General features: G+C 74.8%; 9 protein-coding genes, 1 tRNA gene and 1 other RNA gene. 9 read left to right on the top strand and 2 right to left on the bottom strand.

All coding sequences use genetic code 11. The annotated features are described in order from the left end of the window. Positions 1-311 precede the first annotated feature (311 nt). From ACH5A8_RS33890 to glmU, 4 genes are read left to right on the top strand one after another with little or no spacing between them, the layout of a single operon-like run. The gene (locus tag ACH5A8_RS33890) at positions 312-1,514 is read left to right on the top strand and encodes an MFS transporter (protein WP_399007834.1); all 1,203 of its coding nucleotides are present in this window, start codon (positions 312-314) and stop codon (positions 1,512-1,514) included. Positions 1,515-1,540: 26 nt separating this feature from the next. Then, positions 1,541-2,638 carry a glycosyltransferase gene (locus ACH5A8_RS33885; protein ID WP_399007833.1) on the top strand — a complete coding sequence of 366 codons (1,098 nt, stop codon included), beginning with the start codon at positions 1,541-1,543 and terminating at the stop codon, positions 2,636-2,638. Next, on the top strand, positions 2,635-3,528 hold the full coding sequence (locus ACH5A8_RS33880; RefSeq protein ID WP_399007832.1) for an alpha/beta fold hydrolase: 894 nt from the start codon (positions 2,635-2,637) through the stop codon (positions 3,526-3,528). The genes ACH5A8_RS33885 and ACH5A8_RS33880 overlap by 4 nt, the downstream gene beginning before the upstream one ends. Further along, positions 3,525-4,958, top strand: coding sequence for a bifunctional UDP-N-acetylglucosamine diphosphorylase/glucosamine-1-phosphate N-acetyltransferase GlmU (gene glmU, locus ACH5A8_RS33875; protein ID WP_399007831.1), 1,434 nt, complete (start codon positions 3,525-3,527; stop codon positions 4,956-4,958). Before ACH5A8_RS33880 ends, glmU begins: the two co-directional genes overlap by 4 nt. Before the next feature lie 214 nt (positions 4,959-5,172). On the opposite strand, the gene ACH5A8_RS33870 is transcribed toward glmU, so the two are convergent. Together ACH5A8_RS33870 and ACH5A8_RS33865 are read right to left on the bottom strand one after the other, a co-directional pair. Continuing rightward, positions 5,173-6,123, bottom strand: coding sequence for an SDR family NAD(P)-dependent oxidoreductase (locus ACH5A8_RS33870; RefSeq protein ID WP_399007830.1), 951 nt, complete (start codon positions 6,121-6,123; stop codon positions 5,173-5,175). Between the two features lie 269 nt (positions 6,124-6,392). Beyond that, a tRNA-Ser gene (locus ACH5A8_RS33865) sits at positions 6,393-6,480 on the bottom strand. 72 nt (positions 6,481-6,552) lie between these two features. Between ACH5A8_RS33865 and ffs the strand changes: the two genes are divergently transcribed. From ffs to ACH5A8_RS33840, 5 genes are all read left to right on the top strand, one after another. Beyond that, positions 6,553-6,651, top strand: an RNA gene (ffs, locus tag ACH5A8_RS33860) — signal recognition particle sRNA small type. Positions 6,652-6,847: 196 nt separating this feature from the next. Further along, positions 6,848-9,196 carry a DNA polymerase III subunit gamma and tau gene (locus ACH5A8_RS33855; protein WP_399007829.1) on the top strand — a complete coding sequence of 783 codons (2,349 nt, stop codon included), beginning with the start codon at positions 6,848-6,850 and terminating at the stop codon, positions 9,194-9,196. A gap of 344 nt (positions 9,197-9,540) precedes the next feature. Then, positions 9,541-10,794, top strand: a complete 1,254-nt coding sequence (gene purD / locus ACH5A8_RS33850; RefSeq protein WP_399007828.1) for a phosphoribosylamine--glycine ligase — start codon at positions 9,541-9,543, stop codon at positions 10,792-10,794. A 367-nt stretch (positions 10,795-11,161) separates the two neighbouring features. Continuing rightward, positions 11,162-13,126 (top strand): hypothetical protein, encoded by a 1,965-nt coding sequence (locus ACH5A8_RS33845; RefSeq protein WP_399007827.1) that lies wholly within the window; start codon positions 11,162-11,164, stop codon positions 13,124-13,126. A gap of 280 nt (positions 13,127-13,406) precedes the next feature. Further along, entirely contained in the window at positions 13,407-14,900 is a 1,494-nt protein-coding gene (locus ACH5A8_RS33840) for a N,N-dimethylformamidase beta subunit family domain-containing protein (RefSeq protein WP_399007826.1), read from the top strand. Positions 14,901-14,903 lie beyond the last annotated feature (3 nt).

Here is a 14,903-nt window from a genome sequence, read left to right as displayed (position 1 = left end):
TCTCTTACCCCGGTGGGTGAACCGCGGGGAGGGCGGTCGATTTTCCGCCGCCTGCTTCTCCGCTCCGGGTCCGCTTTGGCCGGGCATAGGGCAAGGGTCACCATGTGCCCGTCAATGCCGCCCAAGATTTCTGTGATCGGGGCCACAAATGCCCAGGTCGCCCCCGAGTCGGTTGCCGACCGTCATGGTCTAGACCTATAAGTGATCACGGCAAGGACAGCGGAATGCAAGGCAGAGTTCACTCTCCGTTCACCTGAGACGTGACGATCGTCGCGCTCATGCACGAATCGGCAGGAGCGTGGGGACACGACATGACGGCCAGAACGCCGCCGCGCCGGCAGGGCAGGCTCTTCCTGTCCGTGGGCATCGACACCGTGGGCGCCGGCGTCTTCATGCCTCTTTCACTTCTCTTCTTCGTCACCGTCCAGAATTTTTCGACGGCCGCCGCGGGTATCGCCATCACGGTGGGGTCGGTCGCGTCTTTCGCCGTCGTCCCCGTCTGCGGACGCTTAATCCAGAGCTTCGGTCCGAAATCCTGTCTGGTCGCCAGCAATGTGCTCACGGCATGCGGATACGCGCTCTATTTCGTGGCGGACAAGCAGTTCCTCGTGGTGGTGGCCTCTTTTGTCGTCATGGCCTCCGACCGCCTCTACGGTGCGGCCTGGCCGACGCTGGCCGCGCGGATCGTCGAACCGGAGGAGCTCACGCGGTGGTTCGCGTCGGTCAACGCCTTGAAGACGACCTGCCTCGGCGCCGGGACCCTCGGCGCGACCGGGCTGATGGCCGTTCTCGGGAACCCCGGCCTGGAGCTGGCCCTGGCGCTGAACAGCGTGAGCTCGCTGTCGGCCGCGGCGCTCCTGCTCGGGGTGGTCCTGCCGCAGAGCGGACGGCGTGACCCCCGCCGGGCGCGGGCGAGCATGCGCGGGGCCGTCGGCGACCGGCCGTTCCTGTCGCTGGTCGCCTCGCAGACGCTCCTGTCGGCCGCGTGGCTGATCCCGACGGTCGCGTTCCCTGTCTTCCTCGTGCAGACCCTGCACCAGCCCGCCTACTGGCCCACCGCGGTGGTCACCGCCCGCTACGTCACCATCGCGGCCCTTCAGATGCGCGTCAGCCGCGGTCTGGCCGGCTGGACCCGGTCACGGATCCTCCGGCTGTCGATCGGCGTGGCCGCCCTGGCCATCGCCCTCAGCGCGACCGTCTCGAGCGTCCCGCACGCCCTCCAGGGGCCCCTCGCGGTCCTGGTCGCCGTGGTGCTGTCCACGGCCGAACTGGCATCGAAGCCGACCGCCTCGGCGGCGGCGGTGGCGATGGCCCCCACCGGCGACGAGGGGCCGTACATGTCGTTGTTCCAGCTGTCGTGGACCGTGGCCTACGCGGTCGGGCCGGCCGCCATCGGGCTCGGCCTGAGCGATCCGCCCGAGCTGTGGGCGGGGATGGGGATCTGCGTGGCGGGCAGTGCGCTGGCCCACCGGCTGAGACATCCCCTGCGACAGCACAGTCCGGCCGCCACCTGAGTCCCAAGATCTGCGGAAGGAAGCCCATGTCCCTTGACTGGCACCATGTCCTCGCGGGAGCGGCCGTGGCCGGGACCGACCCCTCGGCCCGCTCGTACAGCCCCCCGTGCTGGAAGGCCAGCCGCCCGCGCTACGCGGAGACCCGCAAGCTCCTGGGCGCCGCGGCCGAGGAGAGCAAGCGCCTGCGCTACCTGATGAGCTGGCTCGACGACAGCCCGGACCGCGCGCTCGTCTACGGCCGACTCTGCCAGGCCCTCGCCGAGTTCGAGCAGCGTCATCCGGCGGCCGCGGCCAGGCTGCGCTCGGCGGGACTCGCCGTCGGCAAGCGCATCCGGCTGCTCTACCACGCGGCCGCCACCGGTCAGGAGACGGCCGCGCGGACGGCGCCGGACGACCAGGACTCCGACACCTTCGTCCACGTGGTCATCCCCTTCCGCGCCCGGGAGGCGGGCTCCCTGCGCGAACGGAACCTGCACGCCTGCATCAACGCGCTGGCGCGGCAGACGCTGCCGCGGGAGCGGTTCACCGTCACGCTGGTCGAGAGCGACGCCGTTCCCCGCCACCGCGCCGCCTACGCGAGCCGCGTGGACAACTACGTGTTCCACCGCGACGCCGGGGACTTCAACAAGGCCGCCGCGGTCAACCTGGGCACCACCCAGGAGGTCGACCGCAACCCCCTGCTGTGCCTGCTGGACGCCGACATCGTCCTGGACCGCGGCTTCCTGGCCCGCGCCGTCGCCTCGGCCGGCGCCTCCTGGGCGGCACTCCCCTACGAGGACGCGTTCTGCCTGGACTCCGCGTCGTCCGCGGCGGTCGCCGACCACCATCGCGCGGCCCGCCCCGAGCGCGCCCCGCAGCGGCTCGCCGGTTACCTCATCCGGCGCCCGCCGGGCGGCTGCGTCCTCGTGACCCACGACCGCTTCACCTCGGTCGGCGGTTTCGACGAACGGTTCGTCGGCTGGGGCGGCGAGGACCGCGACCTGATCAACCGCCTGGAACGGGCCGGCGGCGTCGAGCGGCAGCCCGGGAAACTCCTGCACCTGATGCACGAGCGGCCGCCCATGCGGGAGGACCACGAGACCATCATGCGGACCGGACTGATCCGTACGGCGGTGCCGGCATGAGCGGCGCACCACCGTCCGACCGGCTCCCGCCGACCGGCGCGGTCCCCCGCGCCCGTCCGCTCCCGCCGACCGGCGCGGTCCCCCGCGCTCGTCCGCTCCCGCCCACCGGAGCGGTCCTCCACGCCCACCCGCTCCCGCCGGGCCCCGGGCGCGGCGCCGGCCGCCCCCTGGTGGCGCTGCACGGCGTACGGGGCCACGGCCGGCGGTGGCCCTTCCTGGCCGGCCGAAGCGGCTACGGCCTCGACCTCCGGGGCCATGGGCGGTCGACGTACGAACCGCCCTGGACGCTGGAGCAGCACGCCGCGGACGTGATCGCGACCGTCGCGGACCTCGGCCTCACCGGCTTCGACCTCGTCGGCATCTCCTTCGGCGGGGCGGTCGCGCTCCACGTCGCCTCGGCCGCGCCCGAACTGGTCCACCGGCTCGTCCTGCTGGACCCGGTGGTGGCCGTCGACCCGGCGCTCGCGCTGGAACGCGCCCGTGCGGCCACCCCGGCCCCCGCCTTCGCCGACCGGGCGGAGGCCCGCGCCGTCCGCGCGCTGATCTGGGACGGAGCCGCCTCACAGGTCGTCGACGACGAGGTCGCCGCACATCTGGCCCGGTCACCGGACGGACTGTGGCGCTGGCGCTACGAGCCCGGCGCCGTGGTGGCCGCCTTCTCCGAGGCGGCACGACCGCTGCCCGACCCCCTGCCCCGCACACCGACGCTGGTCGTCGAAGCCGCCCACGGCAGCGTGCTCGGCCCGCCGGCGATCCGGGCGCTGCGGGACCACGGCTGCCGGACACAGGTGATCGACGCCGGGCACGGCATGGACATCGAAGCCCCGGACGCCGTCGCCGACCTGGTGACGCGCTTCCTCGAAGAGCGGACCGAAAGGCCCACCCCATGACACGCATGCTGATCGTCCTGGCAGTCGGCGAGGGCACCGGAACGCACCCCGAGCTGCCGAAGGCGCTGCAACCCCTGCTCGGCCTGCCCCTCCTGGACCACGTCCTGCACGCCGCCGAACCCCTCGCCGCCTCCCCGGTCCAGGTGGTCACCGATCACCGGCACCGCCTCGTCGAGACGTTCCTCGCCGAGCACGCCCCCCACGCCACGCCCGTCCGCCAGGACGACCGTCCCGGGACCGGCCGTGCCGTGCGCGCCGCCCTCGACGCGGCCGGGGAACGCACCGGCACCGTGGTCGTCCTTCCCGGCGACGCCCCGCTGCTGCGCACCGGGACCCTGTCGGCGCTGGTGGCCGCGCACGAGCGCGAGGGCTCCGCCGCGACCGTGCTCACCGCGGCGGTCACCGACCCCGCGGGACGGCGACGCGTCGTCCGCGGCGAGGACGGACGCGTGGAACTCGCCGAGGACGGGCTCATGGAGGGCGTCCAGGACGGCGACGCGGCCCCGCCCCGGCCGGACCTCACGGAGATCGACGGTGGCGTCTACGTGTTCGACGCGGACGCCCTGCGCATGGCCCTGGGCAAGCTCGCGGGCGACGACGACACGCGTGAGGCGCACCTGACGGACGTGCTCGGCGTCCTCCGCGGGGAGGAACTGCCCGTCCGCGCCCATCGGACCCCTGACGCGGCCGAGGTGATCGGATGCGGTGACCTCGCCCGGCTCGCCGACGCGCGGGCGGTCCTCCGGGACCGCATCAACCGGTTGTGGCTCGAACGCGGCGTCGCCATCACCGAGCCCGCCACCACCTGGATCGACGCCACCGTGGAACTCGCCGCCGGGACGGTCGTCGAACCGGGAGTGCATCTGCGCGGCACGACCAGGGTGGGGCCGGGCGCCACCGTCGGGCCGGACACGACCCTGGTGAACACGGAGGTCGGGGCCGACGCGCACGTCCTGCGCGCACACGCCGTGGACGCGCGCATCGGCGCCGAGGCGACCGTGGGCCCCTACGCCTACCTGCGCCCCGGCTCCGAGCTCGGCCCCCGGACCAAGGTGGGCACCTTCGTCGAGGTGAAGCAGTCCGTCCTCGGCGAGGGCACGCAGGTCGCCCACCTCGCCTACGTCGGCAACGCCACGCTCGGCGCCGACGTCAACATCGGCGCCGGCACGACGTTCTCCCTCTACGACGGCGTGGACAAGCACCCCACCCGGGTCGGGGACGCGGCCTTCATCGGCTGCAACACCAGCCTCGTCGCTCCCGTGGACGTCGGGGCAGGGGCCTTCGTGGCCGCCGGCAGCGTCATCACGGAGCGCGTGCCCGGCGGGAGCCTGGCGATCGCCAGGGCCCGCCAGAACAACGTCGCGGGCTGGGTCGAAAGACGCCGCCCCGGCACCGTCTGGGCCGCCGCCGCCCGCTCCACCGACGAATAGCCCGGAACCCGTCCCCGCCGACCCGGTTCGGAGGTTCGCGCGCGGCGGACGAGTCCTTCCGCTGCGCCGCGCGGCTCGAGGCGCTCCCGGCAGAAGTCAGCCGGGTACCGGCTCGCTCGGGTGCCGAGCGGCCGTCGCGTCGGGCCGACGGGGCTACCCGGGGAGGGGCGGCGACATCCTCTCCGCCCACCGCCTGCCCTCCGGGCCGACGGGACTACCCGGGGAGGGGACTGGGATCGACGCCGGTCAGAGCACGGCTCGCGTCCCACAGCCGCGCCGCGACGGAGGCATCGGCGAGGTGGTCCCACACCGGTTCGCATCGGGGTTCGCCGCGCAGGCCGAAGACGCGCGGTCCCCACAACTGGCCCCCGAGCACGGCCGGATCGAGCACCGCCCGGACCGCGGGCCACGCGCCGGCATGCTTGCCCTGGAGGAGGAGGGCTGCCGGGGCCGCGCCCAGCCGGGCGCCGGTCGTCCGTTCATGGACCGGTGGCCGCGAGGGGGTGAGGGAGTCCAGCGCTCCGCCGGGATGGACCACCACGCTCGCCACCGTACTGTCGACGGCGCGCAGGCGGCGGTCGAGTTCGAAGCCGAAGTGCATCTGCGCCAGCTTGGAGCGTCCGTAGCTGCGTTTGGGCCGGTAGTCCTCCCGGGACTGCAGGTCGTCCAGGTCGAGCCGCTCGGACTTCGCCGCGAAGCTGCCCATCGTCACGACGCGGGCCGCGGGAGCGGCCGACAGCAGCGGCATCAGCCACCGGGTCAGCGCGAAGTGCCCGAGGTGGTTCGTGCCGAACATCAGCTCGTGGCCGTCCGCGGTCTCCTCGCGCGGCGGTTCGTCGAGCGCCACGCCGGCGTTGTGGACCACCGCGTCGAGGTGATCCACCCCCAGTGATTCCGCAGCCGTTCGCAGCGACGTGAGGTCGGCGAGGTCGAGCTGTACGGCCCGCACCCGCGCACCGGGAACACGCGCCCGTATCGAGGCGACGGCGTCCTCGGCCTTCGCGGGATTGCGGCTGCCGAGCACGACGGTCGCTCCGGTCGCCGACAACTGCTCCGCGACGAAGTAGCCGATGCCGGCGTTGCCGCCGGTGACCAGGAAGAAGCTGCCATCGGCACGCGGTGGCCGTTGGACATTCCAGGGTGGGGCGGAGGACGCGGAGGACATGGCGCCGGGACTCCCTTGCCGGTGACGAAGGCCGCGGCTGCTTGCCGGGCCTCTCGACCCCTACGGTTACAGCGGTCACCGACATATCGCCGACAGGCCACCGGAAGCGCTGTCGGGCGGCCGACATCTCACCGGTACGGGGCAGGGGCGAGGGGCACCATGTCCACCTGGATACGGTGATCCGCCCCGGGAGAGGTGACTGGGACCACGCAACGTCGAAGGGCCCCCTGTTTCCAGGGGGCCCTTCGACATCGTGCCCGGTGAGGCACTGGCGGAGGATACGAGATTCGAACTCGTGAGGGGTTGCCCCCAACACGCTTTCCAAGCGTGCGCCCTAGGCCTCTAGGCGAATCCTCCGCTGGGAACATTACATGACCGAGAGGAGTGCTCGCGAACTCGTTCCGCGCCCCCGGCATCGGGTAGGCTTCTCGCAGCCCCTCACGCGGCGCTATCTGACTGAACTCCCCCAGGGCCGGAAGGCAGCAAGGGTAGGTCGGCTCTGGCGGGTGCGTGGGGGGCGCTTTCGTTCCGGGTGCATCCCGGGGGCGTGTCCCGGGACGGGTTCCGTAGGCGTCCGCGGCGGCGGTGCCCGTCCTCGTGGGGTGTCGGGTCCGGGGGCGCCGGTCTTCGCGGGGCGCTCGCGTCCGGGGGCGCCGGTTTTTGTGGGACTGCTCGCGTTCGCGGGCCGGGCCGGTTGTCAGTGGCCGCCTATAACCTCGTATGCGTGTCGTCTCTCGCGTTGTACCGCCGCTACCGCCCGGAGTCCTTCGCCGAGGTCATCGGGCAGGAGCATGTCACCGACCCGCTGCAGCAGGCGCTGCGGAACAACCGGGTCAATCACGCGTACCTGTTCAGCGGCCCGCGCGGATGCGGCAAGACGACCAGCGCGCGCATTCTCGCCCGCTGCCTGAACTGCGAGGAAGGCCCGACGCCCACCCCGTGCGGCGTGTGCGAGTCCTGCCGGGACCTCGCCCGCAACGGGCCGGGTTCCATCGACGTCATCGAGATCGACGCCGCTTCGCACGGTGGCGTGGACGACGCCCGTGACCTGCGGGAGAAGGCCTTCTTCGGGCCCGCCCGCAGCCGGTACAAGATCTACATCATCGACGAGGCCCACATGGTCACGTCGGCCGGTTTCAACGCGCTGCTCAAGGTCGTCGAGGAGCCCCCGGAGCACCTGAAGTTCATCTTCGCGACCACCGAGCCCGAGAAGGTCATCGGGACGATCCGGTCGCGCACCCACCACTACCCCTTCCGGCTGGTCCCACCGGGCACCCTGCGGGACTACCTCGGCGAGGTGTGCCAGAAGGAGGACATCCCCGTCGAGGAGGGCGTGCTCCCCCTGGTGGTGCGGGCCGGCGCGGGTTCCGTGCGTGACTCCATGTCCGTCATGGACCAGCTGCTCGCCGGAGCGGCGGCGGACGGTGTGACGTACACCATGGCCACCTCGCTCCTCGGCTACACCGACGGTTCGCTGCTCGACTCCGTCGTCGAGTCCTTCGCCTCCGGGGACGGCTCCGGCGCCTTCGAGATCGTCGACCGGGTCATCGAGGGGGGCAACGACCCCCGCCGCTTCGTGGCCGACCTGCTGGAGCGGCTGCGGGACCTGGTGATCCTCGCCGCCGTGCCCGACGCGGCCGAGAAGGGCCTCATCGACGCGCCCGCCGACGTGATCGAGCGCATGCAGGCCCAGGCCCGGTCCTTCGGCGCCGCCGAGCTGAGCCGCGCCGCGGACATCGTCAACGAGGGCCTGACCGAGATGCGCGGCGCGACCTCGCCCCGTCTCCAGCTCGAACTGATCTGCGCCCGCGTGCTGCTGCCCGCCGCCTACGGCGACGAGCGCTCCGTGATGGCCCGCCTCGACCGCCTGGAGCGGGGTGTGAGCTTCACCACGGGCGCGGGGGCGCCCGCGATGGGCTACGTGCCCGGGGCCGACGTCCACGGGGGAGGCGCCGGAGCCGGCGCTCCGGCGCCGTCCCTCGCGCCCGGGGCCGGCGTCGCGGCGGCACGGGCGGCGGTACGGGGCTCGGGCGCGCCCGCGGGGGCCTTCGAGGGCGGAGCGGGCGGTCAGGGGAGCCACGGGGCCCAGGGCGGCCCGAGCGCCCCTGCGCACGTGCCTGCCGCGCCCGCCGCCGGCGACCGCTTCCAGGAAGCGCCCGCGCCGGCTCCTCCGCCCGCGCCGGCTCCTCCCGCCGCGGTGGCCGCACCGGTCGCTCAGGCGGCGCCCGCCGCGTCCCCCGCTCCCGCGCCGACCGCCGCCGCTCCCGGAGCCTGGCCGACCGCGGCCGCCGCGGGCAGCGGTCGGCGCCCCGGTGGGTGGCCCACGGCGGCGGCCCCGGGCGGAGGGCAGCCCACCGCCGCACCCGCCGCCTCGCCCGCCTCCGCGGCTCCTCAGGCCGCGCCCGCCGGTGCGGCCGCAGGCGCCGGGTACGCCGCTCCCGCCGCCCCGGCGGCCGGCGGGCTCGACCCGCGCACGCTGTGGCCCGACATCCTCGAGGCGGTGAAGAACCGCCGCCGCTTCACCTGGATCCTGCTCAGCCAGAACGCCCAGGTCGGCAGCTTCGACGGCACCACCCTGCAGATCGCCTTCGTCAACTCCGGCGCCCGCGACAACTTCGCCGGCAGCGGCAGCGAGGACGTGCTGCGGCAGGCTCTGTCGGAGCAGTTCAACGTCCAGTGGAAGATCGAGGCGATCGTCGACCCGACCGGGGGCGGCTCCGCGCCCCCGCCCGTCGGCGGGTACGCGGGCGGCGGGTACGGCGGCGGCCAGGGCGGCGGCGCCCCGGTGGCGCAACGTACGGCGGCGGCCCCGACCGCCGCCCCGGCACCCGCGCCCACCGCCTCCCCGAACCGGCCGTCGCGACCGACGGCGGGAGCGGGAGCGGCGGGCGTGTCGGCCGCTCCCCAGGCGTCCCGTCCGCCCGCCCCGGACCCGGCCCCGGTCCCTGTCGCCCCCGAGGACGACATCCCCGAGGACGACGACCCCGACCTCAACGAGTCGGCCCTCTCGGGCCGCGAGCTGATCGTTCGGGAGCTGGGCGCGACTGTGGTGGAGGAGTACACCACGGAGTGACCCGGCCCACCGGCCGTACTCCACGCGTCCGGCGGCCCACCGCCCGCACTCCGCGCGTCCGGCGGTCTGCCGCCCGGCGCCCCGCCGTCCGGCGGAGGGTCCGGACGCGGCCAGCCACGGCGCGCCCGGGTGGCCGGCTGCGCGGCCCGCCCGGTGGCCCTGCTGCGGCGCGCCTGCCGTTCCACGCGCCTCCTGTCGCCCGGCTCTCCGCGTCCCGCGGCCCCCGCTCCGGGTGCCGCGGGAGCATCCGGGCCGTCCCCTCGGAGGAACGTACGAACGGCTCCGTCCCGGCTCCTCGGTGGCCCGCACAAAGGGCCGCGCGCCGCTGCGGTTAGGCTGACCCCGTGAAGGTCCTCGTCATCGGTAGCGGCGCCCGCGAGCACGCCCTGTGCCGTTCCCTGTCCCTCGACCCCGACGTCACCGCGCTGCACTGCGCGCCCGGCAACGCCGGCATCGCCGAGGTCGCCGAGCTGCACCCGGTCGACGCCCTGGACGGCGAGGCCGTCTCCGCGCTGGCCGCGGAGCTGGGCGCCGACCTCGTGATCGTCGGCCCGGAGGCCCCCTTGGTCGCCGGTGTCGCCGACGCCGTGCGCGAGGCGGGCGTCCCGGTCTTCGGCCCCTCCCAGGAGGCCGCGCGGCTGGAGGGCTCCAAGGCCTTCGCCAAGGACGTGATGGCCCGGGCGGGCGTCCCCACGGCCCGCTCGTACGTCTGCACGACGGCGGAGGAGGTCGCCGAGGCGCTCAACGCCTTCGGCGCCCCGTACGTCGTCAAGGACGACGGCCTGGCCGCCGGCAAGGGCGTCGTCGTCACCGAAGACATCGAGGCCGCCCGCGCCCACGCCGCCGCCTGCGAACGCGTGGTGATCGAGGAGTACCTCGACGGTCCCGAGGTGTCCCTCTTCGCCGTCACCGACGGCGTGACCGTCCTCCCGCTCCAGCCCGCGCAGGACTTCAAGCGCGCCCTGGACGGCGACGAGGGCCCGAACACCGGCGGCATGGGCGCGTACTCGCCCCTGCCCTGGGCCGACCCCGCGCTGGTGGACGAGGTCCTGCGCACCGTGCTGCAGCCCACCGTGGACGAGATGCGCCGCCGGGGCACCCCGTTCTCCGGGCTGCTCTACGCCGGTCTCGCGATCACCGGCCGCGGTGTCCGCGTGATCGAGTTCAACGCCCGTTTCGGCGACCCCGAGACCCAGGTGGTCCTCGCCCGGCTGCGGACCCCCCTCGCGGGCGTCCTGATGGCCGCGGCCACCGGCAACCTCGCCGATCTGGAGCCCCTGCGGTGGAGCGACGACGCGGCCGTCACCGTGGTCGTCGCCTCGCGCGACTACCCCGGCACCCCGCGCACCGGCGACCCGATCACCGGCCTGGACGAGGTGGCCGCGAAGGACGCCCCGCACGCGTACGTGCTGCACGCCGGCACCCGGAGCGACGGCGACGCCGTGCTGAGCGCGGGCGGGCGGGTCCTGTCCGTCACCGCGACCGGCGCGGACCTGACCGAGGCCCGCGAGCGCGCGTACGCCGCGGTCGCCCGCATCGGCCTGGACGGCTCCCAGCACCGCACGGACATCGCGGCGAAGGCCGCGGCGGACGCCTGACGGGCGACCCGGCCGACGAGCCACCGCACGGGGCCCCGCGCCGCGCCACGCCGTCTGCCGACGGCGTGAGGAGGCGGCCCCCGCCCCCCTCCCGGCGGCGCGCCCAGCGCCTCCCCCAGCCCTTCACCGACGGTCGGGCCCCGGACATGAGCCGGGGCCCGACCGTTGCTGTCCGTCGACCACCTCTGACCAAAGCCATTCCATCGAGTGAGCAATGCCCCATCCGGCTGACGCGGGCCGAGGCCCCAACTAGGGTGCGGCGCAAGCGTTCCGGCACTTGGCCCACCGGCATTGCGATGTCGGTGGCGGGTGCCACAGTGGGGGAGTGAGCAACACCAGGACAGTCGGGAGGGGGTGACGACCGGCCGTGAACGGTTCGGGTACCGAGGTCGGCGCGCAGTCCGCGCGCTCCAGGGCCCTCGCCGTGCTGCGCGTCCGCAGCCGTGCGCTGGCCGTCGCCCTGCTGCCCGCCGCCCTCGCCGTGATCCTGCTGGCCGGCGGCGCGACCGGGCACCTCGTGGGCCGGGGCTGGGACGTCGCCCGCTGGGCGGTGTGCGCCGTCGCGCTCGTCGTGCTGCTGGCCGCCGCCGGCGTCGCCCTGGTCGTCGCCCGCTCCCGCCCCGCCATGAGCCCCACGGTCCCGGTCCCCGAGAGGTCCGCCCCGGACCTGTACCGCCTGGTCCGCGACCTGGCCGACCGGCTCGACGTCCCCGCGCCGTCCGCCATAGCGCTCACCCCGGACTGCGACAGCTGGCTGGAGGACCGCACCCACCCGGCCCACGCCCCGCCCGAGCCGGACGTCCGCGACGAGCCGGACGGGCTGCGCGGACCGGCACCGGCCCGCCCGCGCCGGACGGCGGCGCCCGTCCTCGTCATCGGCTCCCCGTTCCTGTGGTGGATGCGCGTGGGGGAGCTGCGGGCCGTCCTCGCCCCGGTCGTCGCGGGCACAGGGCCCTCGGCGCACCCGGACATAGCCGCCGCCCGCCGCTTCGTGCGCGGTCTGGACGCGGCGGTGGGCGCCGCCGCGTCGCCCGGCCGCCGTCTGCCGTCCCGGGCGGTGTCCGCGGGCGTCGGCCGGGTGGCCCGGCTGCTGCTGCGCGGCTGCCGGGAGGACGCGGCCCAGATGGAGCGGGGCGTGGCCGCCGCCGCGGCCGAGCGTGCACAGGCTGTGGACTACGGCCTGAGGATCGTCGCCCAGGAGCAGGTCGGCCTGGCGTACGCGGGCTGGGACCGGCTGCTGACCCGGGTCGCGCTCCCCGCCTGGCGCATGGGCCGCTGGCCCTCCCGGCTGGACGTCGGCGTCGTCGCCGCCCTCACCGAGCTGTCCCGCCGCGACCGTCTGGCCGAGGGCTTCGCCTCCCGGCTCGGCGAGCGCCCCGCCTGCGATCTGCTGGAGGAGCCCGGAGCGGTGGACGAGGCGACCTCGCTGCTGGCGGCCCGGCTGTTCCACGGCGGGCCGGCCGAGCCGGGGCCGCAGTGGGCCCCGGTGGACTGGGGGGACTATCCGGACGAAGTCGTGGACCGCAAGTGGCGCACCGACGCCGCGCGCCTCCACCGCGTGCTGGACACCCTGGGCGTACGCCGTTGTCCGGACCCCCCGGCCGCCGATCCGCACGGCCCGACCCTGGCCCGGGTCCTGGATCACCTCTCCGCCCCGCCGCGCACCGCGGACGCCCCGGGACCGCCGGCCCGGCCGCCCGCCCCGGCCGACGGAGCGTTCGCGGCCCCGCCGGACGTGACGGAGTCGGACGCGGTGGAGACGGACGCGGCGGTGACGGCCGACGGGGCAGCCGGGCCCGAGGGCCGGGAGGAGGTCCTGCGGCGTGATCCGGAGGAAGGCCCGGCGGGCGGCCCGCACGCCGTCGACCTGGAGGAGGGCCTGTTGACGGCCATGGACCAGGACGAGGAGACCGGCCTGGCGAACGAGCGCAGCGCCGCGCTCGCGGCGGGCCTCAGCGCCGAGCTGGCCCGCGAGGAGGCGGCCGACCAGGCGGCCGGGACGTCGCCGCCGGGAGGCGCCGGACAGGCCCCGGGCGCACCCCCTTGGGACCAGGACTCGCTCCCGCTGTTCCCGCTCCAGCCGCCGCGCACCGGCCGCGAACTCCTCACGGACCACGTCACCGCGATGGTGTGCTGCGCCGCGATGGACACCGCGGGCGCCACGCCGGGACTCGACTGGCTCGACGGCCCCACCCTCCTGGTCGACGGCGTACGCGCCGCCGACCTGGGCGCCAAGGTCCTCGCCCTGGTCGAGGACGGTGATCCGGTGCCGTTGCGCACCTGGCTGATCGACTGGGGCATACGCCCGGAGAAGCCGGTGCGGCTGGGCTGACCGCCCCGGGACAGGGCCGCGACCCGCGCCGTCGCCGCACCCGACGCCGTCCTCACGACCGCCCTACCGGACCGCCCGCTTCCACTTTCGGCCAATTCGCAACGACTAGTGACAGCATGCGTGCGTAATGTGATGTGCTGGGACCGAACGCGCGCGTGGCAAACGCCCCCGACATACGACAGCCACCGACAACCGCACAGTGAGCCGGCCGACGGCCGCTCGAGGACGGACCCGCACCGCCGCGCGAGCCGCCACGGGGGCACGAGGGAGGGGATCGGGGATGGGACCGGAGCGCATCCGCCGCTGGGAGTCGGGAGCACTCGCGCACGCCGTGACGGACCCCTTCGGGCAGGGCCCCGTGCCCTGGCTGCGCGGCAGCGAGACGTACTTCGACGACACCGGCCACGTCGTCCCGTGGTACGTCGACCCGCCCGCGCACACCACGCCCGGCACGCCCCGCGTCCCGGCCCCCCGGGCCGCCGACGGCGGTCCGCGCTCGGCCGACGACGTGCACCGCCAGATCAAGGGTTTCGCCTCCACCGGAGCCGTGACGCCCGGCGAGGCGATCGACTTCCACATCACCGTCGACCCGCCCCAGCAGTTCGGCGTCGACGTCTACCGCATCGGCCACTACGGCGGCGATGGCGCCGCCAAGATCACCACCAGCCCGCGGCTGTCCGGGATCGTGCAGCCTCCGCCGCTGACCGCCGACCGCACCGTCTCCTGCCACCACTGGTGGCTGTCCTGGCGGCTCCAGGTCCCCTCGTACTGGAGCACCGGCGCCTACGTCGCCGTGCTGACCACCGCCGACGGCTACCGCTCCCACATCCCCTTCACCGTCCGCGACAACGATCCCGCGGACCTGCTCCTGCTGCTGCCCGACGTCACCTGGCAGGCCTACAACCTCTACCCGGAGGACGGCCACACCGGCGCCAGTCTCTATCACGCCTGGGACGAGGAGGGGCGGCTGCTGGGCGAGGCCGACGCGGCGACCACGGTCTCCTTCGACCGCCCGTACGCGGGCGCGGGCCTGCCCCTGCACGTCGGGCACGCCTACGACTTCATCCGCTGGGCCGAGCGCTACGGCTACGACCTCGCCTACGCCGACGCCCGCGACCTGCACTCCGGCCGCATCGACCCGACCCGCTACCGCGGCCTGGTCTTCCCGGGCCACGACGAGTACTGGTCGGCGCCGATGCGCCGCACCGTCGAACTCGCCCGCGAGACCGGCACGTCCCTGGTCTTCCTCTCCGCCAACACCATGTACTGGCAGGTGGAGCTGGGGCCGTCCCCGTCCGGCGTCCCCGACCGCCTGCTGACCTGCCGCAAACGCAAGGGCCCGGGCCGGCCGGCGCTGTGGCGGGAGATCGACCGTCCCGAGCAGCAGCTCATCGGCATCCAGTACGCCGGCCGTGTTCCCGAGCCGCACCCGCTGATCGTGCGCAACGCCGGCCACTGGCTGTGGGAGTCGACCGGGGCGCAGGAGGGCGAGGAGATCGAGGGCCTGGTCGCGGGCGAGGCCGACCGCTACTTCCCGCGCACGCCCCTGCCCGACCACCAGGACCGCATCCTGCTCGCGCACTCCCCCTACCCCGACGCCGACGGCGTCCGGCGCCACCAGGAGACATCCCTGTACCGGGCCCCGTCCGGCGCCCTGGTCTTCGCCTCCGGGACGTTCGCCTGGTCACCGGCGCTGGACCGGCCGGGCCACACCGACGCCCGTGTCCAGCGTGCCACCGCCAATCTCCTGGACCGCATCTGCAAGCGCGACTGACCC

The organism is Streptomyces sp. NPDC018610 (assembly GCF_044391765.1).
Classification (GTDB): Bacteria; Actinomycetota; Actinomycetes; order Streptomycetales; family Streptomycetaceae; genus Streptomyces.
The sequence above is the reverse complement of the archived record's forward strand: the minus strand, read 5'-3'. Positions and strand labels throughout refer to the sequence as shown.